The 14,859-nt window shown below is 69.6% G+C and carries 17 protein-coding genes; 8 read left to right on the top strand and 9 right to left on the bottom strand.

Annotated elements, in window-relative coordinates:
* Positions 1 to 2 precede the first annotated feature (2 nt).
* Positions 3 to 461 carry a peptidase S1 gene (locus O5O43_RS02585; protein WP_271085367.1) on the bottom strand — a complete coding sequence of 153 codons (459 nt, stop codon included), beginning with the start codon at positions 459 to 461 and terminating at the stop codon, positions 3 to 5.
* A gap of 289 nt (positions 462 to 750) precedes the next feature.
* On the opposite strand from O5O43_RS02585, the gene O5O43_RS02580 reads away from it, so the two are divergent.
* A complete protein-coding gene (locus tag O5O43_RS02580) occupies positions 751 to 2,313 on the top strand; it encodes an alkaline phosphatase D family protein (RefSeq protein WP_271085366.1) in 1,563 nt (520 codons plus the stop codon).
* Positions 2,314 to 2,607: 294 nt separating this feature from the next.
* Positions 2,608 to 3,042 carry a DUF305 domain-containing protein gene (locus O5O43_RS02575; protein ID WP_271085365.1) on the top strand — a complete coding sequence of 145 codons (435 nt, stop codon included), beginning with the start codon at positions 2,608 to 2,610 and terminating at the stop codon, positions 3,040 to 3,042.
* Between the two features lie 3 nt (positions 3,043 to 3,045).
* Here O5O43_RS02575 and O5O43_RS02570 read toward each other — a convergent pair whose 3' ends face one another.
* The 6 genes from O5O43_RS02570 to O5O43_RS02545 all read right to left on the bottom strand — a co-directional run bounded on the left by O5O43_RS02570 (position 3,046) and on the right by O5O43_RS02545 (position 5,854).
* A complete protein-coding gene (locus tag O5O43_RS02570; RefSeq protein WP_271086368.1) occupies positions 3,046 to 3,309 on the bottom strand; it encodes a BlaI/MecI/CopY family transcriptional regulator in 264 nt (87 codons plus the stop codon).
* A gap of 15 nt (positions 3,310 to 3,324) precedes the next feature.
* Positions 3,325 to 4,146, bottom strand: a complete 822-nt coding sequence (locus tag O5O43_RS02565) for a TIGR00282 family metallophosphoesterase (protein ID WP_271085364.1) — start codon at positions 4,144 to 4,146, stop codon at positions 3,325 to 3,327.
* A gap of 6 nt (positions 4,147 to 4,152) precedes the next feature.
* Positions 4,153 to 4,710: a 5-formyltetrahydrofolate cyclo-ligase gene (locus O5O43_RS02560; RefSeq protein WP_271086367.1), complete on the bottom strand. Its 558-nt coding sequence runs from the start codon at positions 4,708 to 4,710 to the stop codon at positions 4,153 to 4,155.
* Entirely contained in the window at positions 4,707 to 4,934 is a 228-nt protein-coding gene (locus tag O5O43_RS02555; protein WP_271086454.1) for a hypothetical protein, read from the bottom strand. The genes O5O43_RS02560 and O5O43_RS02555 overlap by 4 nt, the downstream gene beginning before the upstream one ends.
* 339 nt (positions 4,935 to 5,273) lie before the next feature.
* The gene (gene zapA / locus O5O43_RS02550; RefSeq protein WP_271085363.1) at positions 5,274 to 5,594 is read right to left on the bottom strand and encodes a cell division protein ZapA; all 321 of its coding nucleotides are present in this window, start codon (positions 5,592 to 5,594) and stop codon (positions 5,274 to 5,276) included.
* On the bottom strand, positions 5,594 to 5,854 hold the full coding sequence (locus tag O5O43_RS02545) for a hypothetical protein (protein WP_271085362.1): 261 nt from the start codon (positions 5,852 to 5,854) through the stop codon (positions 5,594 to 5,596). The genes zapA and O5O43_RS02545 overlap by 1 nt, the downstream gene beginning before the upstream one ends.
* Before the next feature lie 147 nt (positions 5,855 to 6,001).
* Between O5O43_RS02545 and tkt the strand changes: the two genes are divergently transcribed.
* Genes tkt through purT form a run of 4 tightly spaced genes read left to right on the top strand, consistent with a single transcriptional unit; the run spans position 6,002 to position 10,397 of the window.
* A complete protein-coding gene (gene tkt, locus O5O43_RS02540; RefSeq protein WP_271086366.1) occupies positions 6,002 to 7,951 on the top strand; it encodes a transketolase in 1,950 nt (649 codons plus the stop codon).
* On the top strand, positions 7,951 to 8,334 hold the full coding sequence (locus O5O43_RS02535) for a VOC family protein (protein ID WP_271085361.1): 384 nt from the start codon (positions 7,951 to 7,953) through the stop codon (positions 8,332 to 8,334). The genes tkt and O5O43_RS02535 overlap by 1 nt, the downstream gene beginning before the upstream one ends.
* A gap of 13 nt (positions 8,335 to 8,347) precedes the next feature.
* Positions 8,348 to 9,193 (top strand): hypothetical protein, encoded by an 846-nt coding sequence (locus tag O5O43_RS02530; protein WP_271085360.1) that lies wholly within the window; start codon positions 8,348 to 8,350, stop codon positions 9,191 to 9,193.
* 10 nt (positions 9,194 to 9,203) lie between these two features.
* Complete coding sequence (purT, locus tag O5O43_RS02525) at positions 9,204 to 10,397, top strand: formate-dependent phosphoribosylglycinamide formyltransferase (protein WP_271085359.1); 1,194 nt, start codon at positions 9,204 to 9,206, stop codon at positions 10,395 to 10,397.
* 30 nt (positions 10,398 to 10,427) lie between these two features.
* Here purT and O5O43_RS02520 read toward each other — a convergent pair whose 3' ends face one another.
* Both O5O43_RS02520 and O5O43_RS02515 read right to left on the bottom strand, forming a co-directional pair.
* Positions 10,428 to 11,699: a S41 family peptidase gene (locus O5O43_RS02520; protein ID WP_271085358.1), complete on the bottom strand. Its 1,272-nt coding sequence runs from the start codon at positions 11,697 to 11,699 to the stop codon at positions 10,428 to 10,430.
* 53 nt (positions 11,700 to 11,752) lie between these two features.
* Positions 11,753 to 12,430, bottom strand: coding sequence for an EF-hand domain-containing protein (locus tag O5O43_RS02515; RefSeq protein WP_271085357.1), 678 nt, complete (start codon positions 12,428 to 12,430; stop codon positions 11,753 to 11,755).
* Between the two features lie 130 nt (positions 12,431 to 12,560).
* Here O5O43_RS02515 and O5O43_RS02510 point away from each other — a divergent pair, with 130 nt between their 5' ends.
* A complete protein-coding gene (locus tag O5O43_RS02510) occupies positions 12,561 to 13,283 on the top strand; it encodes a response regulator (RefSeq protein WP_271085356.1) in 723 nt (240 codons plus the stop codon).
* Positions 13,280 to 14,839, top strand: coding sequence for an ATP-binding protein (locus tag O5O43_RS02505; protein ID WP_271085355.1), 1,560 nt, complete (start codon positions 13,280 to 13,282; stop codon positions 14,837 to 14,839). The genes O5O43_RS02510 and O5O43_RS02505 overlap by 4 nt, the downstream gene beginning before the upstream one ends.
* Positions 14,840 to 14,859 lie beyond the last annotated feature (20 nt).

Here is a 14,859-nt window from a genome sequence, read left to right as displayed (position 1 = left end):
GGTCAGTTCGACTCAGAGATCAGCAGGGTGGCCGAGGCGGCCGAACCGACGGCGCCCACCCAGATGTCGTAGGAACCGCTCGGCGGACGGCCCCAGGTCAGGATGGGGTTCAGGCCTTCGGCGTCGTCGTTGCAGTACCAGCGGCCGTCCGGGCCATTGATGACCAGGCTGGTGTCGCCGCTGGAAACGACGCCGAAGCTGAGCGGGAACGAGCCGGCGGTGTAGGTGAACTCATAGTCCGGCGCGCTGGCGATCATGCCGGTGCAGGCGCCGCCGAGGCGCGAGGCGTCGATCGAGCCGCCCGAATAGATATTCACGCGGATCGGATCCGGGGTGAAGCCGGCGCGGGCGCGCATGCCGCCAGAGGAGGCGGCGGCGGACGGATCTTGAGCGGCGGCGGAAGTGGCGGCCACGGCCATCATGGCGGCGGCGATCGCGGTCGTGAGAAGTACGGTGCGCATTGAGCTGATTTCCTCTGGTTTTTAAGATCGATGTCGGCGGAGGCGGCGTGGCGTCGGTGAAGTCTGAGGCGCTAGGTTTTTCGCCGTCGTCACCCGTCCGGATGAAGCACCGGCCGATGCCGCGAAACCGATTGAGTTCCTGATCCCCGCCCTGTTGAGACAGCCCCCCGCTGCCGTCGCGTAACATGACTCCGCCGACCTTGACCTTACAACCCTCTTATTTCTGACGCCGACCCTCGCGTCCTGTCACAGAGGCGGCGTATCCAGGGGGATCAGCCGGAGGTCGCCCATGTCCCTGTTCCTGTCGCGCCGCTTGCTTCTGACCGGTCTGGGGGCCGGTTCGGCGGTCGTGAGCCTGTCGCGGGAGGCGCTGGCGCAGGCCGCGTTCGACGTGAACCCGTTCCAGCTGGGCGTGGCGGCGGGCGATCCCCTGCCTGACGGCTTCGTCATCTGGACCCGGCTGGCGCCCCGCCCGATGGAGCCCGGCTACGGCATGCCGCGTCAGGCGATGGCGGTGCAGTGGGAGGTGGCCGCCGACGCCGGCTTCGGAACGATCGTGCGGTCGGGCGAGGCCATCGCGCGGCCGGAGCTGGGGCACTCCGTGCATGTCGAGGTCGAAGGGCTGGAGGCCGGGCGGCCGTATTTCTATCGCTTCCGCGTGGGCTCGGAACGATCCGGCGTGGGTCGGGCCAAGACGGCGCCGGTCGCGGGCGCTGCCCTGGCCCAGGTGAAGTTCGGGGTGGCGGGCTGCCAGGCGTTCGAGAGCGGCTACTACACCGCCCACCGCAAGATGGCCGGCGAGGACCTGGATTTCGTCTTCTTCTACGGGGACTACATCTACGAGGGACGCGGCAACCGCATCTATGGCGGAACCTCGACGCAGGAGAACCTGCGCGTCCACGACGGGGGCGAGGTCTATTCGTTGGACGACTATCGCCGTCGGTACGCCCAGTACACGATGGATGCCGACCTGCAGTCGGCGCGCCAGTCGGCGGCCTGGTTCTGCGTCTGGGACGACCATGAGGTCGACAACAACTGGGTGTCGGACATCGATCAGGAGGGCTCGCCCGCCGAGGTCTTCCTGCTGCGGCGGGCGGCGGCGATGCAGGCGTTCTACGAGCATATGCCGCTGCGCCGGTCCGCCTTCCCGCGCGGCTCGCAGATGCAGCTGTACCGCAAGGCGACCTATGGCGACCTGCTGGACATGCATCTCTTGGACACGCGCCAGTATCGCTCGGACCAACCCTGTAACGACCAGTGGAACGCGGGCTGTTCCGATCTGGACAGGCGGGAGGCCGAGGTCCTGGGCCAGGCGCAGGAGGCCTGGCTGTTCGACGGGCTGAATCGGTCGAACGCCAGATGGCAGACGCTGGCGCAGCAGATCATGGTGATGGACCTGGATCGGAACACGGGCGACGACTACGGCGTGAACCCCGACAGCTGGGCCGGATACCGCGTGCCGCGCGCGCGGGTGCTGAACCACATCAAGCAGCGGCGGATCGACAACGTCGTGGTCCTGACCGGGGACGAGCACCAGAACTATGCCGGGGAGCTGTACATCGACGGCCGCAATCCCGAAGGCGAGCCGATCGCGGCGGAGTTCGTCGGCACCTCGATCAGTTCGGGTGGCGACGGGGTCGACCAGCGGGCCGATACGATCCGGATCCAGGAGACGAACCCGCAGCTGAAATTCCACAACGCCCAGCGCGGATATCTGGTCTGCGAAGTGACGCCTGAGCGGTGGAAGACGGACTTCAAGGTGCTGGATCAGGTCCAGGATCGCCGAGGGACGCTGACGACCCGCAAGTCGATGGTGGTCGAGGCGGGGAGCCCGCGGCTTCAGGACGCCTGACGAAGGCCGTGACCCGGACTCGAAAACACAGTCCGCCGAGTCCGGATCGCCTGGAGGGACATCAACGCCATCCTAGAGGCCCGCTGACCAATTCGACGAGTTCGTTCGAAGTCGTCGCCGGCGAGGCTGGTACACAGTTTTGAATATCCGCCCGCGAAATGGGCGGATGGCGACAGCGCAAGCGGCCTGAATGAACTAATTCGAGATCATGCCAAGACCGCGACATTGTGCGACGGTGCGTCGAGCGCGGAAAAGGCTTGGATCGTCCGATCAGCCGCTGAAAGATCTGATTTCATGACCGTCCGCCGCCTCATCCTGCTGACCGCCCTGCCCCTGTTGCTCGCCGCCTGCGACGGCGGCGGAGATCCCGTGGAGCAGGCGATGCGGGAGGCCTCGACCAAGAACCAGGCGGCGACCGTGGTCGAGGGGACGGTGTCGAGGCCGGAGGATCATTCGGCGCATCGAGCGCCGGCCGATCCGGGCGCGGGGAACCGGGCCTTCGCGGCATCGGAGGCCGAGATGCACCGGCTGATGGCGGCGGCGTCCGGCGAGACGGTGGATCAGGCCTATATCGCCAAGATGATCGCCCACCATCAGGGCGCGGTGGCGATGGCCGAGGTCGCCCTGCGCGAGAGCCGGGATCCCGAGGTGCGACGGATGGCCCAGGCCGTCATCGCTGCCCAGACGCGCGAGATCGCCGAGATGCGGGCGTGGCGGCCCACCTCCTGAGGCTCAGGCCTCTTCGAGGAAGGCCTTGAGGGAGTCGCGGCTGCCGTGGAAGAGGCGGGCGACCAGAGGGTCCACCTCTCCGGCAAGATAGTCGGGCCGGTTGGGGACGGCGTGATACCGTTGATGGCCGTCGTCGCGTTCGGAGCGGACGGGGCCCTTTCGCATCAGGCGGCCCAGCAGGGTCTTGATGGTGGCGTCGCCCCAGGCGTTGTCGGCCTTCGCCGCCTCGATCAGGGAGGAGAAGGAGAGCGGGCCGTGGCGTTTGATGTCAACAGCGCCGCTTCAGACTTGCGGGATGTGCTGGCTGAGGCGGCCGCCGACGCGGATGGGTTCGACGCGAAGGGCGAGGCCGGTCTTGTCGTCGGTCTCGACATAGACGCCGCAGACGGTGGCCGGACCCGAGGCCGGGTTGTAGCGGCCGCCCGAGACGCGGGTCGTGAAGCGGCGCAGGGGCTCTTCCTTCTCGTTGCCGATGACCGAGTCATAGTCGCAGCAGCCGCCGGCGTCGGTCTGGTAGGCCGTGCCGCCGGGCAGGATCTGGCAGTCGGCGGTCGGGACGTGGGTATGGGTGCCGACGACGAGGGAGGCGCGGCCGTCGCAGAAATGGCCCATGGCCATCTTTTCGGAAGTGGCCTCGGCGTGCATGTCGACGATGACGGCGTCGGCGACGTGGCCCAGCGGGGCGGCGTTGAGCTCGCGATCCACGGCGCCGAAGGGGTCGTCCTGGGGGTCCATGTGGACGCGGCCCAGCACGTTCATGACGAGGACGGTACGGCCCGAATGGGTCTCGAACAGATTGGCGCCGGCCCCGGGTGCGTCCATCAGCCGGGGATAGTTGGCCGGGCGGATCAGGCGCGGTTCGCGCACGATATAGGTCAGGGCCTCGCGCTGGTCCCACGAGTGGTTGCCCAGCGTCAGGCAGTCGGCGCCGGCCATGAACAGCTCTTTCGCCGTGTTCTCGGTGATGCCGAAACCGCCGGCGGCGTTCTCCGCATTCACGACCACGAAATCGAGTTTGAGCACCCGCTTCAGGCCGGGCAGATGGTCGCTGATACCGTCGCGACCGGACTTGCCGATCACATCGCCGAAGAAGGCAAGACGCATGGGGAGTTAGACCTTTCGGGCGGCGGTATAGCCCGTCTCGGTCAGAACGCCATGCAAGGCGACATCGTGCCGGTCCATCGGCAGGCGATCGACGCGCTGGCCGGAAAAGGCGAAGCCGATGCGCATGGCCTCGGGGCGCGCGGCGAAGGTGCGGTCGTAGAAGCCGCCCCCCTGCCCCAGCCGACCGCCGTGGTCGTCGAAGGCGAGGAGCGGGGTCACGATCAGGTCGGGATCGACGGTCTCGGCCAGCGGCAGGGGCGCGGGACAGCCGGCGGCGTCCAGCTCCAGCGGTTCGCCGGGCGACCAGCGGCGGAAGATCATCGGGGCGTCGCGCTCATGGACCACCGGAAGGCAGACCGAGGCCCCGGCGGCGATCAGGATGCGGGCCAGGGGTTCGGGGTCGAGCTCTGAACCCATGGCCCGATAGACGGCGACGAAGCGGGCGGCGGGCAGTTGTTCGGCGTGGGCGGCGGCGCGCTCGGCGGCGAGCGGTTCCAGCGTCGCCAGCTTGCGGCGGGCGACGCGGGCTTCGGCGCGAAGGGTGGCCTTGTCCGGGAGGGTCAGACGTGCGTCCGGGCGTTCTTGTCGAAGGTCAGGATGACCACGGCCAGGAAGATCGCAACCTCGGCCAGCATCAGGGCCCAGACCCAGGCTACGTCCCGCAACAGGTTGCCGGTCAGGAGCATGGCCAGAATGAAGACGCCGGTCGCGGCCCAGCCCTGCCAGCTGGCGGGCGACGCGCCCCAACCGAACCGCTTGGGTCCAAACCAGCCGCGTTTGACGACCATGCCGATCTCCCGAACCAGACGGGCCGCCAATCGCGCGGCGACCACACGAATATTAGCGCGCAAGCGAATCCGCGCTCAAGCAGTGAGCCGCCATGCGGCGAACGGTAGCGCACAAAGAAAGTGGGGTGGCGGCGCCGTAAGAGCCGTGAAGGACGGTTTGAATCCTCTCGAGCCTGGGTAGCCAGGTGGGCTCCGCATACCCAACCCCACGAGGTCGGACAGGGGCAGATCCCTTCGAGTGAATTAAGGCCGCGAGGATATGTTGCCTTCGACGAGAGCCACAGCATGACCCGCCGTCGATCAAGATAGTCCTTCACCGGGGGCGGAACAATGGCCACCCTAAAGAGACTGCGCGATCTTCTCGATGCGGGCGGCGACGGCGTTGAGGGCCTCGGCGACGCCGGTGTCGGAGGTCGGGGCGGCGGCGGTCGCGGCGGGGGCGGCCGTCCCTGCGCCCATTCGAACCTCGTGGAGTTCGTCGGCGAGGACGAGGGCGGCCATGAGGAAGAGGCGGATGTCGCCGACGTGGCCGACGTCGCCGGCGACCTGACGCACATGGACGTCGAACTGTTTGGCGAGGATGCGAACCCTTTCCTCCTGGCCGTCGGCGCAGCCCACGGCGTAGGGGCGTCCGTTGATCTCGACCGTGACCGTCGCCATCAGTCGTCATCCCGGCTGAGAATATCGCGCACGGCCATGGCGGCGGCGGCGAGGGCGGCCGAGGCTTCGCGACCGGCGGCTTCCAGTTCGGCGATGCGACGCTGCTGGTCAGGAGTCGCCGGCGTGGGAATGGCGAACAGGTCGTCGTCGGCGATCCCCGGAGCGCTGGCCGGGCGCGCCTTCAGGTCCAGCACCTTGCGTTCCAGCAAGGCCAGGGCCCGGTCGATCCTGTCGCGCGCGGCTGTCGTGGCGTCGGCCATCGTTTCCTCCAGATTTCGTATAGAACCCGCCGTGACGCCGGGGTAAAGCGGCGCGCCTCCCTTTTCCGTCTCCCAACGAAAGGTCCGCCCGTGGCCAAGCCTTCAGACACACCCTCTGGCGCACCCGAAAAAGCGACCCCGAAGATGATGGCGGACGCCATCCGCGTCCTGGCGATGGACGGGGTGGAGAAGGCCGCCAGCGGCCACCCCGGGATGCCGATGGGCATGGCGGACGTGGCGACGGTGCTGTTCTCCAAATTTCTGAAGTTCGACGCGAGCCGTCCTGACTGGGCCGACCGCGACCGCTTCATCCTGTCGGCGGGCCACGGCTCGATGCTGATCTACGCCCTGCTGCACCTGACGGGCTACAAGGCCGCGACGGCGGAGCAGCTTTCGAACTTCCGCCAGTGGGGGTCCAAGACGGCGGGCCACCCCGAGTACGGCCACATGCCGGGCGTGGAGACGACGACGGGTCCGCTGGGTCAGGGCCTGGCCAACTCCATCGGCTTCGCCATGGCCGAGCGGCATCTGGCCGCCAAGTATGGTGACGACCTGGTCGACCACCGGACCTGGGTCATCGCGGGCGACGGCTGCCTGATGGAGGGCGTGTCGCAGGAGGCGATCGCCCTGGCCGGCCGCTACAAGCTGAACAAGCTGACGGTCCTGTGGGACGACAACGAGATCACCATCGACGGCAAGGTCAGCCTGTCGGACGCGGTCGATCAGAAGGCGCGCTTCAAGGCCTCGGGCTGGGCTGTGAAGGCCGTCGACGGCCATGACATGAAGGCGATCAAGTCGGCCCTGCAGTGGGCGACCCGTCAGGACAAGCCGACCCTGATCGCCTGCAAGACGAAGATCGGTCGCGGCGCGGCGACGATGGAAGGCAGCCACAAGACCCACGGCGCGGCCCTGGGCGCCGCCGAGATTGCCGCGACGCGTCTGGGCCTGGCCTGGAACCACGAGCCGTTCGTGATCCCCGAGGCCATCGACAAAGCCTGGAAGAAGGTCGGCAAGCGCGGGTCCAAGGACCGCAAGGCGTGGGAGGCCCGTCTGGCCGCCTCGTCCCAGGCCGCCGACTTCACCCGCGCCATGAAGGGCGACCTGCCGGAAGGCGCCTTCGACGCCCTGAACGCCGGGATCGCCCAGCTGGTGGTCGACAAGCCGGCGCAGGCGACGCGTCAGGCTTCGGGCGCCGCGCTGGAGACCCTGTTCGGCGCCGTGCCGGAGATGGTGGGCGGCTCGGCGGACTTGACCGGATCGAACAATACCTTCGTCAAGGGCACGCCGATCTTCGACGCTCCGACCTATGAGGGGCGCTACGTCAACTGGGGCATCCGCGAGTTCGGCATGGCGGCGGCCATGACCGGGATGGCGCTGCACGGCGGCATCATCCCCTACGGCGGCACCTTCATGGTGTTCTCGGACTATAGCCGCAACGCCATCCGCATGGCGGCCCTGATGGGCATTCGCGTGATCCACGTCCTGACCCACGACTCCATCGGCCTGGGCGAGGACGGCCCGACGCACCAGCCGGTCGAGCATCTCGCCTCGCTGCGGGCGATCCCGAACCTGCTGGTTTTCCGGCCGGCCGATACGGTCGAGGCCTTCGAATGCTGGCAACTGGCCCTGCAGCACAAGGCGACGCCGTCGGCCATGGCCCTGTCGCGTCAGAAGACGGCGGCGGTGCGGGTGACGGCCTCGGACGAGAACCTGTCGGCCAGGGGCGCCTACGAGCTGCGCGCCGCCAACGGCGAGGCCAAAGTCACCCTGTTCGCCACCGGCACCGAAATGCCGCTGGCGCTGAAGGCGGCCGAGACGCTGGAAGGCGAAGGCACGCCGACGCGGGTCGTCTCGGTCCCCTGCTTCGAACTGTTCGAACAGCAGGACGCCGCCTATCAGGCCCAGGTCATCGGCCGGGGCACGGTGCGCGTCGCCTGCGAGGCCGCGATCAAACAGGGCTGGGAGCGGTTCATCGGCGAGGACGGCGCCTTCATCGGCATGACCGGCTTCGGCGCCTCGGCCCCGGCGGACGTGCTGTACCGCGAGTTCGGCATCACCGCCGATGCAATCGTGGCGGCGGCCAAGGCCCGGCTCTGATGCGATTAAGCGCGGTCAGCCTGCTGGTCCGCGACTATGACGAGGCCATCGCCTTCTATGTCGGCGTGCTGGGGTTCGACCTGAGCGAGGACACAGACATGGGCGGCGGCAAGCGGTGGGTGCGGGTCACGCCGAAAGGCGGCGAGACCTCCATTCTGCTGGCCCGCGCTACCACGGACGCGCAAAGGGCCCGGCTGGGCGATCAGGCGGGCGGTCGGGTCTGGCTCTTCCTGGAGACAGACGACCTGATGCGCGACCATGCCGCATGGCTGGCGGCGGGGGTCAGGTTCCGGGAGACGCCACGGCACGAATCCTATGGCAGAGTGGTGGTCTTTGAAGATCTGTACGGCAACGGCTGGGATCTGATCGAACCGGCACACTGAGGGGCGGCTGACCATGAAGACGATCACGAGCGTGGCCATCGCGGCCCTTATGCTGGGGCTGGCGGCCTGCAAGCCGGCTGCGGACACGAAGGCGGCGGCCGCGCCCGCCGCGGCAGCCGTCGCCCTGATTGAAAAGCCGAAACTGTCCGAGGAGGTCGAGGCCCTGCCACGCCTGGCCGGAGACAGCCCCGCCATTGTTCGCATCAACGCCGAGCTGGATCGACTGGATGCCGCAGCGTCCGCCGATGCGGCCGAGTGCGCCCGCATGGGCAATGAAGCCGGCCAGGGCGGCGGCTGGTCGCGCTGGATCACGCGGCCAATGATCGGCCCGGCTTACGTGACGCTGCGCGAGCACCTCGATACCTATTGTGGCGGCGCCTCTCCGTCGACGTCGCAGACGGCCATTACCTATGATCTGTCGACGGGCGCGCGCGTCAACTGGCCAGCCCTGCTGCCCGGCCTGGGCCTGGTGCAGGACGCGGCTGAGCAGGGGATGCCTGCGGACTACGTCTACAATGTCCGCTCGGCCCAGCTGGAAGCGCTGTACGAGCGCAAGATGATCGCGGACGAGCCCCCCGGCGACGCCGAAGGTCGCGGCTGCCTGGAGGTCTGGAAGCCGAAGCCTGCCGATGAATTGGGGCAGGGATTCAAAATCTGGGCCGATGCGGAACACGGCGGCGTGGCGATCGACGCGGACTATGCGCACGTCGTCCAGGCCTGTGCAGGGACGGTCTATCTGACGGCGGATGAGCTGCGGGCGGCGGGCGCGCCCCAAGCTCTGATCGACGCCCTGACGGCCGCCAAGGCGGCCGGCAACTGGGCGCCCAAGGAAGAGGAAGCCGCCGAACCGGCGGCGTAAGGACGACACGATGAAACTCGGCACCCCTCTCTCCGCGACCGCTGTCCGCGTCATGCTTCTGGGCGGAGGCGAACTGGGCAAGGAGGTGGCGATCGAGCTGCAGCGGCTGGGGTGCGAGGTGGTGGTCGTGGACCGCTATCCTAACGCGCCGGCCATGCAGGTCGCGCACCGGTCGCACGTCATCCCGATGACGGACCCGCAGGTTCTGAACGGCGTGATCATGGCCGAGGCGCCGCACATCATCGTGCCGGAGATTGAGGCCATCGCCACCGAGGTGCTGGCCGATATCGAGGCGGCGGGAATGGCGCGGGTCATCCCGACCGCGCGCGCGACCCAGCTGACCATGAACCGCGAGGGCATCCGGCGGCTGGCGGCCGAGGAGCTGGGCCTGCCGACCAGCCCCTATGCCTTCGCCGGATCGGCGCAAGAACTGGCGGCGGCGGCGCACGAGATCGGCCTGCCGGTCTTCGTGAAGCCGGTCATGTCGTCCTCGGGCAAGGGGCAGTCCTTCATCGACGCACTGGAGGACGCGGCCAACGCCTGGGCCTACGCCCAGTCCGGGGCGCGGGTCGAGACGGCGCGGGTCATCGTCGAGGGGCGGATCGACTTCGATTTCGAGATCACCCTGCTGACCGTGAGGTCGATGCGGGACGGGGCGGTGGTCACCGACTTCTGCGCGCCGATCGGCCACCGTCAGGTCAAGGGCGACTATGTCGAGAGCTGGCAGCCGCAGGCGATGACTGCGGCGGCGCTGGCGCGGTCGCAGGAGATCGCGGGCAAGGTGACGGAGGCGCTGGGGGGCCTGGGCGTGTTCGGCGTCGAGCTGTTCGTGAAGGGCGACGCGGTCTGGTTCTCGGAGGTGTCGCCCCGTCCGCATGACACGGGACTGGTGACCCTGGCGACCCAGACGCTGAGCGAGTTCGCGCTGCATGCGCGGGCGATCCTGGGCCTGCCGGTCGATGTGAGCCAGCGCGAGGTCGGAGCCAGCGCGGTGATTTATGGCGGGATGGAAGCGGAAGGCGTCGCGTTCGACGGCGTAGCCGATGCGCTGAGCGTGCCGACGGCGGACCTCCGGCTGTTCGGAAAGCCCGAGGCGTTCGAGCGGCGTCGTATGGGCGTGGCCCTGGCGCGCGGCGAGACGACGGATCAGGCGCGGGAGCGGGCGGCCGAAGCGGCCGGCAAGGTGCGGGTGGTTCGCGGATAACTTCCCTTGTCCCGCAAGGGAAAAGGAAGGTTAGAACGCAGACCCTCGGGCCGCCGCGCGCTGTGCCTCCGGATCCAGAGCCAGGACGGCGATGGCGGCGTCCAGCGCCGGGTCACGGCCCGCGCGGCGATCCTCGGCCGTCCGGGTGACGACGATGTCCGGCTCCACCCCGCGCTTTTCGAGCCGCACGCCGCCGGCCGTCAGATAGTCGGCGCGGCTCAGGGTGATGCGACCGCCGTCCGGCAGGGGGGTGTCCTGAGAGATCAGGACGGCGCCGGCGGTGTGCTCGCCGATCACAAGCGCGCGACCCGCTTCCTGCAGGGCGGCAGGGGTCAGTTCGGCGGCGCTGCGGCTGGAGCCGTCGACCAGCAGGGCCACGTCGTTGGTGACAGGCCCGCCCAGCGCTCCGCAACCGGCCAGGATCGTCAGTGCGGCCGGGCGGCCGTTGCGCGAGACCCGCGTGGCCCATTGCCGGTCGCCGGGCAGGAAGCACGACAAGGCCGCGTCCGCCTCCATCAACAGGCCGCCGGGATTGCCGCGCAGATCGAGGATCACGTCGGTTTCGGGCGGCAGGTCGGCGAGGCTCTGGCCCAGCCAGCGGCCGAGGCCGGATTCGAAGGCTTCGACCCGGAGCACCAAGACGCCGGGGCGCGAGCGGTCGGCGCTGAAGGCCGGGATGGGATCCATGAGGCGTGGGGTGACCATGACCCTGTGGGCGGAGCCGGCCTCGTCGGTCAGGTCGAGCTGGATCGGGTGACCTTCGCGGACATCGAAGTCGACGCCCCAGGACTGGCCGTCCACGGTCTGCAAAAGCCAGCCCGGCTGCAGGCCCGCTTCCTCGGCGGGAGAGCCTGAGCGGACGGACTCGATGCGCCAGACGTCGCCGTCCTGACGGGCCAGGGAGACGCCCATGACGGCGCGGCGGGTGCGCAGCTCGTCCTGGCGACGCGCCATGGCCGGGGAGATGGCGCCGGCATGTTCGTCGTCCAGCTGATCCAGCATGGTGCTGAGAGTGCGGTAGAGCGCGCGGTCGTCGAGGGCGGCCAAGGCCTGGGGGCGATAGGTTTGACGGGCGGCGTTCCAGTCGAGCCCATGCAGCGCGGGGTCGTAATACTGGCGGCGGACCAGGCTCCAGACCGTGTCGAACACCCGGGCGTTCATCCGGGCCCGGTCGCGGGACGGCGCGGGCGCGGCGGCCTGAACCGTCTGGGCGACGGCCGGCGCAGACGCGAACGCCGTCCCCGTAAGGAGGACGGCGCCGGCGATTATCGAAAGGAACGCGCGGCGGGCGGGGAGAACCATCCCGACCAGCCTAGACCGGCGTCCCGCCGCGCCTCAAGTCACGAAAGCGTCTCTCAGCGGGCGGGAGGCGGCGGAGGCGGCGGCGCGCGATGGCCCTCGCCCTCGTCCAGGAAACCGTCGTGGTCGGCGTCCATTCGGCCGAACGCCTCTCGCATCGGGGCCAGGAATTCGTCCTCGGAGACCTTGCCGTCGCCGTTCGTGTCCATCTGGCCGTCGCCCTCCGGGCCCCCGAAGCGGCGCACGAAGACCTGCCGCTCGCGCGGGCCGTCGGAGGCGCCCTCGCCGTTGCGGTCGATGCGGGTGGTGAAGATCTGGACCGGGCCGCGCGGACCACCGCCATGGAAACCCATCGGCATGCCGGGGCCGCCGGGGCCGTCGCGGGTGATGATGCGCACATCGTGCGCGCCCGGGCCGCCGGGACCGCCCGGACCGCCGGGTCCGCCCGTTATCATGACGCTGCGACCGGGACCGCCCGGCCCCGGGCCGGCGGCCAGTTCCTCGGTCGAAAGGCGGCCGTCGTGGTTGGCGTCCAGGCGGTCGAAGGCGGTCCCCATGGGGGCGGCGAACTCTTCGCGCGTGACCACGCCGTCGCCGTCCGCGTCGAGCCGGCCGGGGCCCTCGCCGTCCGCGGTGACGATGCGGATTTCGGAGCGCGTCTCGACGCGGGGGGCCTCATCCTGGGCCGGGGCGCCGGTCAGGGCGGCCAGCAGGGCGGCGGCGATGATGGACATGAAGAGGCTTCCTCTCGATTTCTGATGCGGTCCTTGGACCATCACCCGCTTGCAGGGGTATTTCAGGCGCCGGATCAATTGTTTCAGCGGTGAAATGACGCCGCCGGGTTCAGAAGGCATGTAGGCGGCCATGAGCGATCCCTCCCCTCGCATCCTCGTCGTCGACGACGACCCCGGCATCCGCGAAGTCCTGTGCGACTATCTGGGCCAGCACGGCTATGTGGCGCGCGGCGCGGCATCGGCGGCCGAGATGGACCGGGCGCTGGCCGAAGGGCCTACGGACCTGATCGTGCTGGACCTGATGATGCCGGGCGAGGACGGGCTGTCGGTCGTGCGCCGCCTGTCGGGGACGCCGCCGGTCGTCATGCTGTCAGCCATGGGCGAGGATACAGACCGGATCGTCGGGCTTGAGCTGGGCGCCGACGACTATCTGGCCAAACCGTGCAATCCGAGGGAGCTGCTGGCGCGCATCCGGGCGGTGCTGCGTCGTCCGCGCGAAGAGGAAGCGCCGTCGGGCGCGGCCCTGATGTTCGACGGCTGGCGGCTGGACCTGGTGCGGCGCGAGCTGTCGCAGCCGGGCGGAGAGGTGGTGTCCCTGTCCGCCGGCGAGTTCGGCCTGCTGCGCGCCTTCGCCGAACGGCCGGGCCGGGTCCTGACCCGCGACCAGCTGTTGGAAGCCGCGCGGGGGTCGGAAACCGATGTGTTCGATCGGGCCATGGACGTGCAGATCAGCCGGTTGAGGAAGAAGCTCGACGACGGCTCGGGCCGCGAACTGATCACCACCGTGCGGGGCGAGGGCTATCGCTTCGACGCCCGGGTGCGGCGCGCCGATCGGGCGGGCGCGAGGTCGTGAGCCGCCGCGCCTTTTCTCCCCTCGGCTCCATGTCGGTGCTGGTGCAGGTCGCCCTCCTGGCCGTGTTCGCGGTCGTCGCGTCACAGCTCGTGGTCTTCGCCGTCGTCCTGACGGCGCCGCCGCCGCGCCCGGCGGGTTTCAGCATTGCCGCCGCCGCCGACGCCCTGTATGGCAGGTCCGCGCAGACGGCGGACGGTCGAGCGCTGAAGCGCCGACTGTCGAACGAACCGCCCCAGCAGGATCGGCCGCCGGGACCGATCGAGCGCGCCATCGCGGGCGGCCTGTCCCAGCGTATGGGGCGCCGGCCGCAGGACGTGCGGGTGTGGTTGCCGGAACGGGGGCCGGCGGGCTTCGCCCTCAACAGAGAGGGACCGCCCGAGAGGCCTGGAGCGGCCGGTCCCGCCGTGATCGCCCAGACCGACCGCAGCGTCGTCTTCTCCCGCCGGACCGTCGGCGAGGCGTCGGACGCGGACCGCGCGGCCATCATGGATCAGGTTGGGGCGCTGCTGGCCCAGCGAGCGCCCGCGCCGGGCGGCTCCGCGCCGCCCGAGACCGACAGCGTCCGGGTCATCACCTCGGGCGACCGACAGACGCGGTTCACGGTAACAGCCGACCGGCTGACCTTCGCGCCCTTCTCGGCGGCGGTGCGGCTCGACGACGGGCGCTGGGCGACGGTGGAGCCGCCGCGCGGCCTGATCGATCCGTGGCAGATGCGGCTGCTCATCGCCCTGGGCATCACCGCCCTGATCCTGGCGCCGCTGGTCTGGTTGATGGCGCGCAGACTGACCCGGCCGATCCGCCAGTTCGCCGCGGCCGCCGAGCGGTTGGGGGCCGATCCAGACGCGCCGCCGCTGGTCCCGTCGGGGCCGTCGGAGGTGCGGACCGCCATCGGGGCGTTCAACGACATGCAGGCCTCGATCCGGGGCCATATGCGCCAGCGGACCCAGACCATCGCCGCCATCGCCCATGATCTGAGGACACCGCTGACTCGGCTCCGGTTCCGGGCCGAACAGGTCCCGGCGGCCCTGCGCGACAAAATGGCGGCCGATGTCGAAGAGATGGACGGGTTGATCGGCCAGGCCATGGCCTTCGTGCGCGGCGAGGTCCAGGCGGAACGGCGCGAGCGGCTGGACCTGTCGCAGCTTGCCGCCGACTGCGCGGCGGGGTTCGCGGAGACCGGGGCGGCCGTGACCTTCTCCGGCGATCCGGGACTGATCGTCGAGGGGGACCCGGCGGCGCTGAGGCGGGCCGTGGCCAACCTGATCGACAATGCGCTGAAGTACGGCGACGCCGCCTCGGTCGAGATGGTGCGGTCGGACAACAGCGCCGTCCTGACCATCGCCGACGACGGCCCCGGCCTGCCCGAGGACGAGCTGGAGACAGTGTTCGAGCCCTTCCAGCGCGGCGAACGGTCCCGCAATCGTCAGACCGGGGGTGCGGGGCTGGGCCTCGCAGTCGCGCGTCAGGCGGCGCGGGCGGCGGGCGGGGATGCGACCCTGGCCAACCGGACCGAAGGCGGGCTGGAAGCGCGGCTGTGGATGCCTCTGGCGACCTGAGCGTTACAGTTCATCACGCC

The organism is Brevundimonas sp. NIBR11 (assembly GCF_027912535.1).
Taxonomy (GTDB): domain Bacteria; phylum Pseudomonadota; class Alphaproteobacteria; order Caulobacterales; family Caulobacteraceae; genus Brevundimonas.
This window is presented reverse-complemented; position numbering and strand designations above follow the sequence as displayed.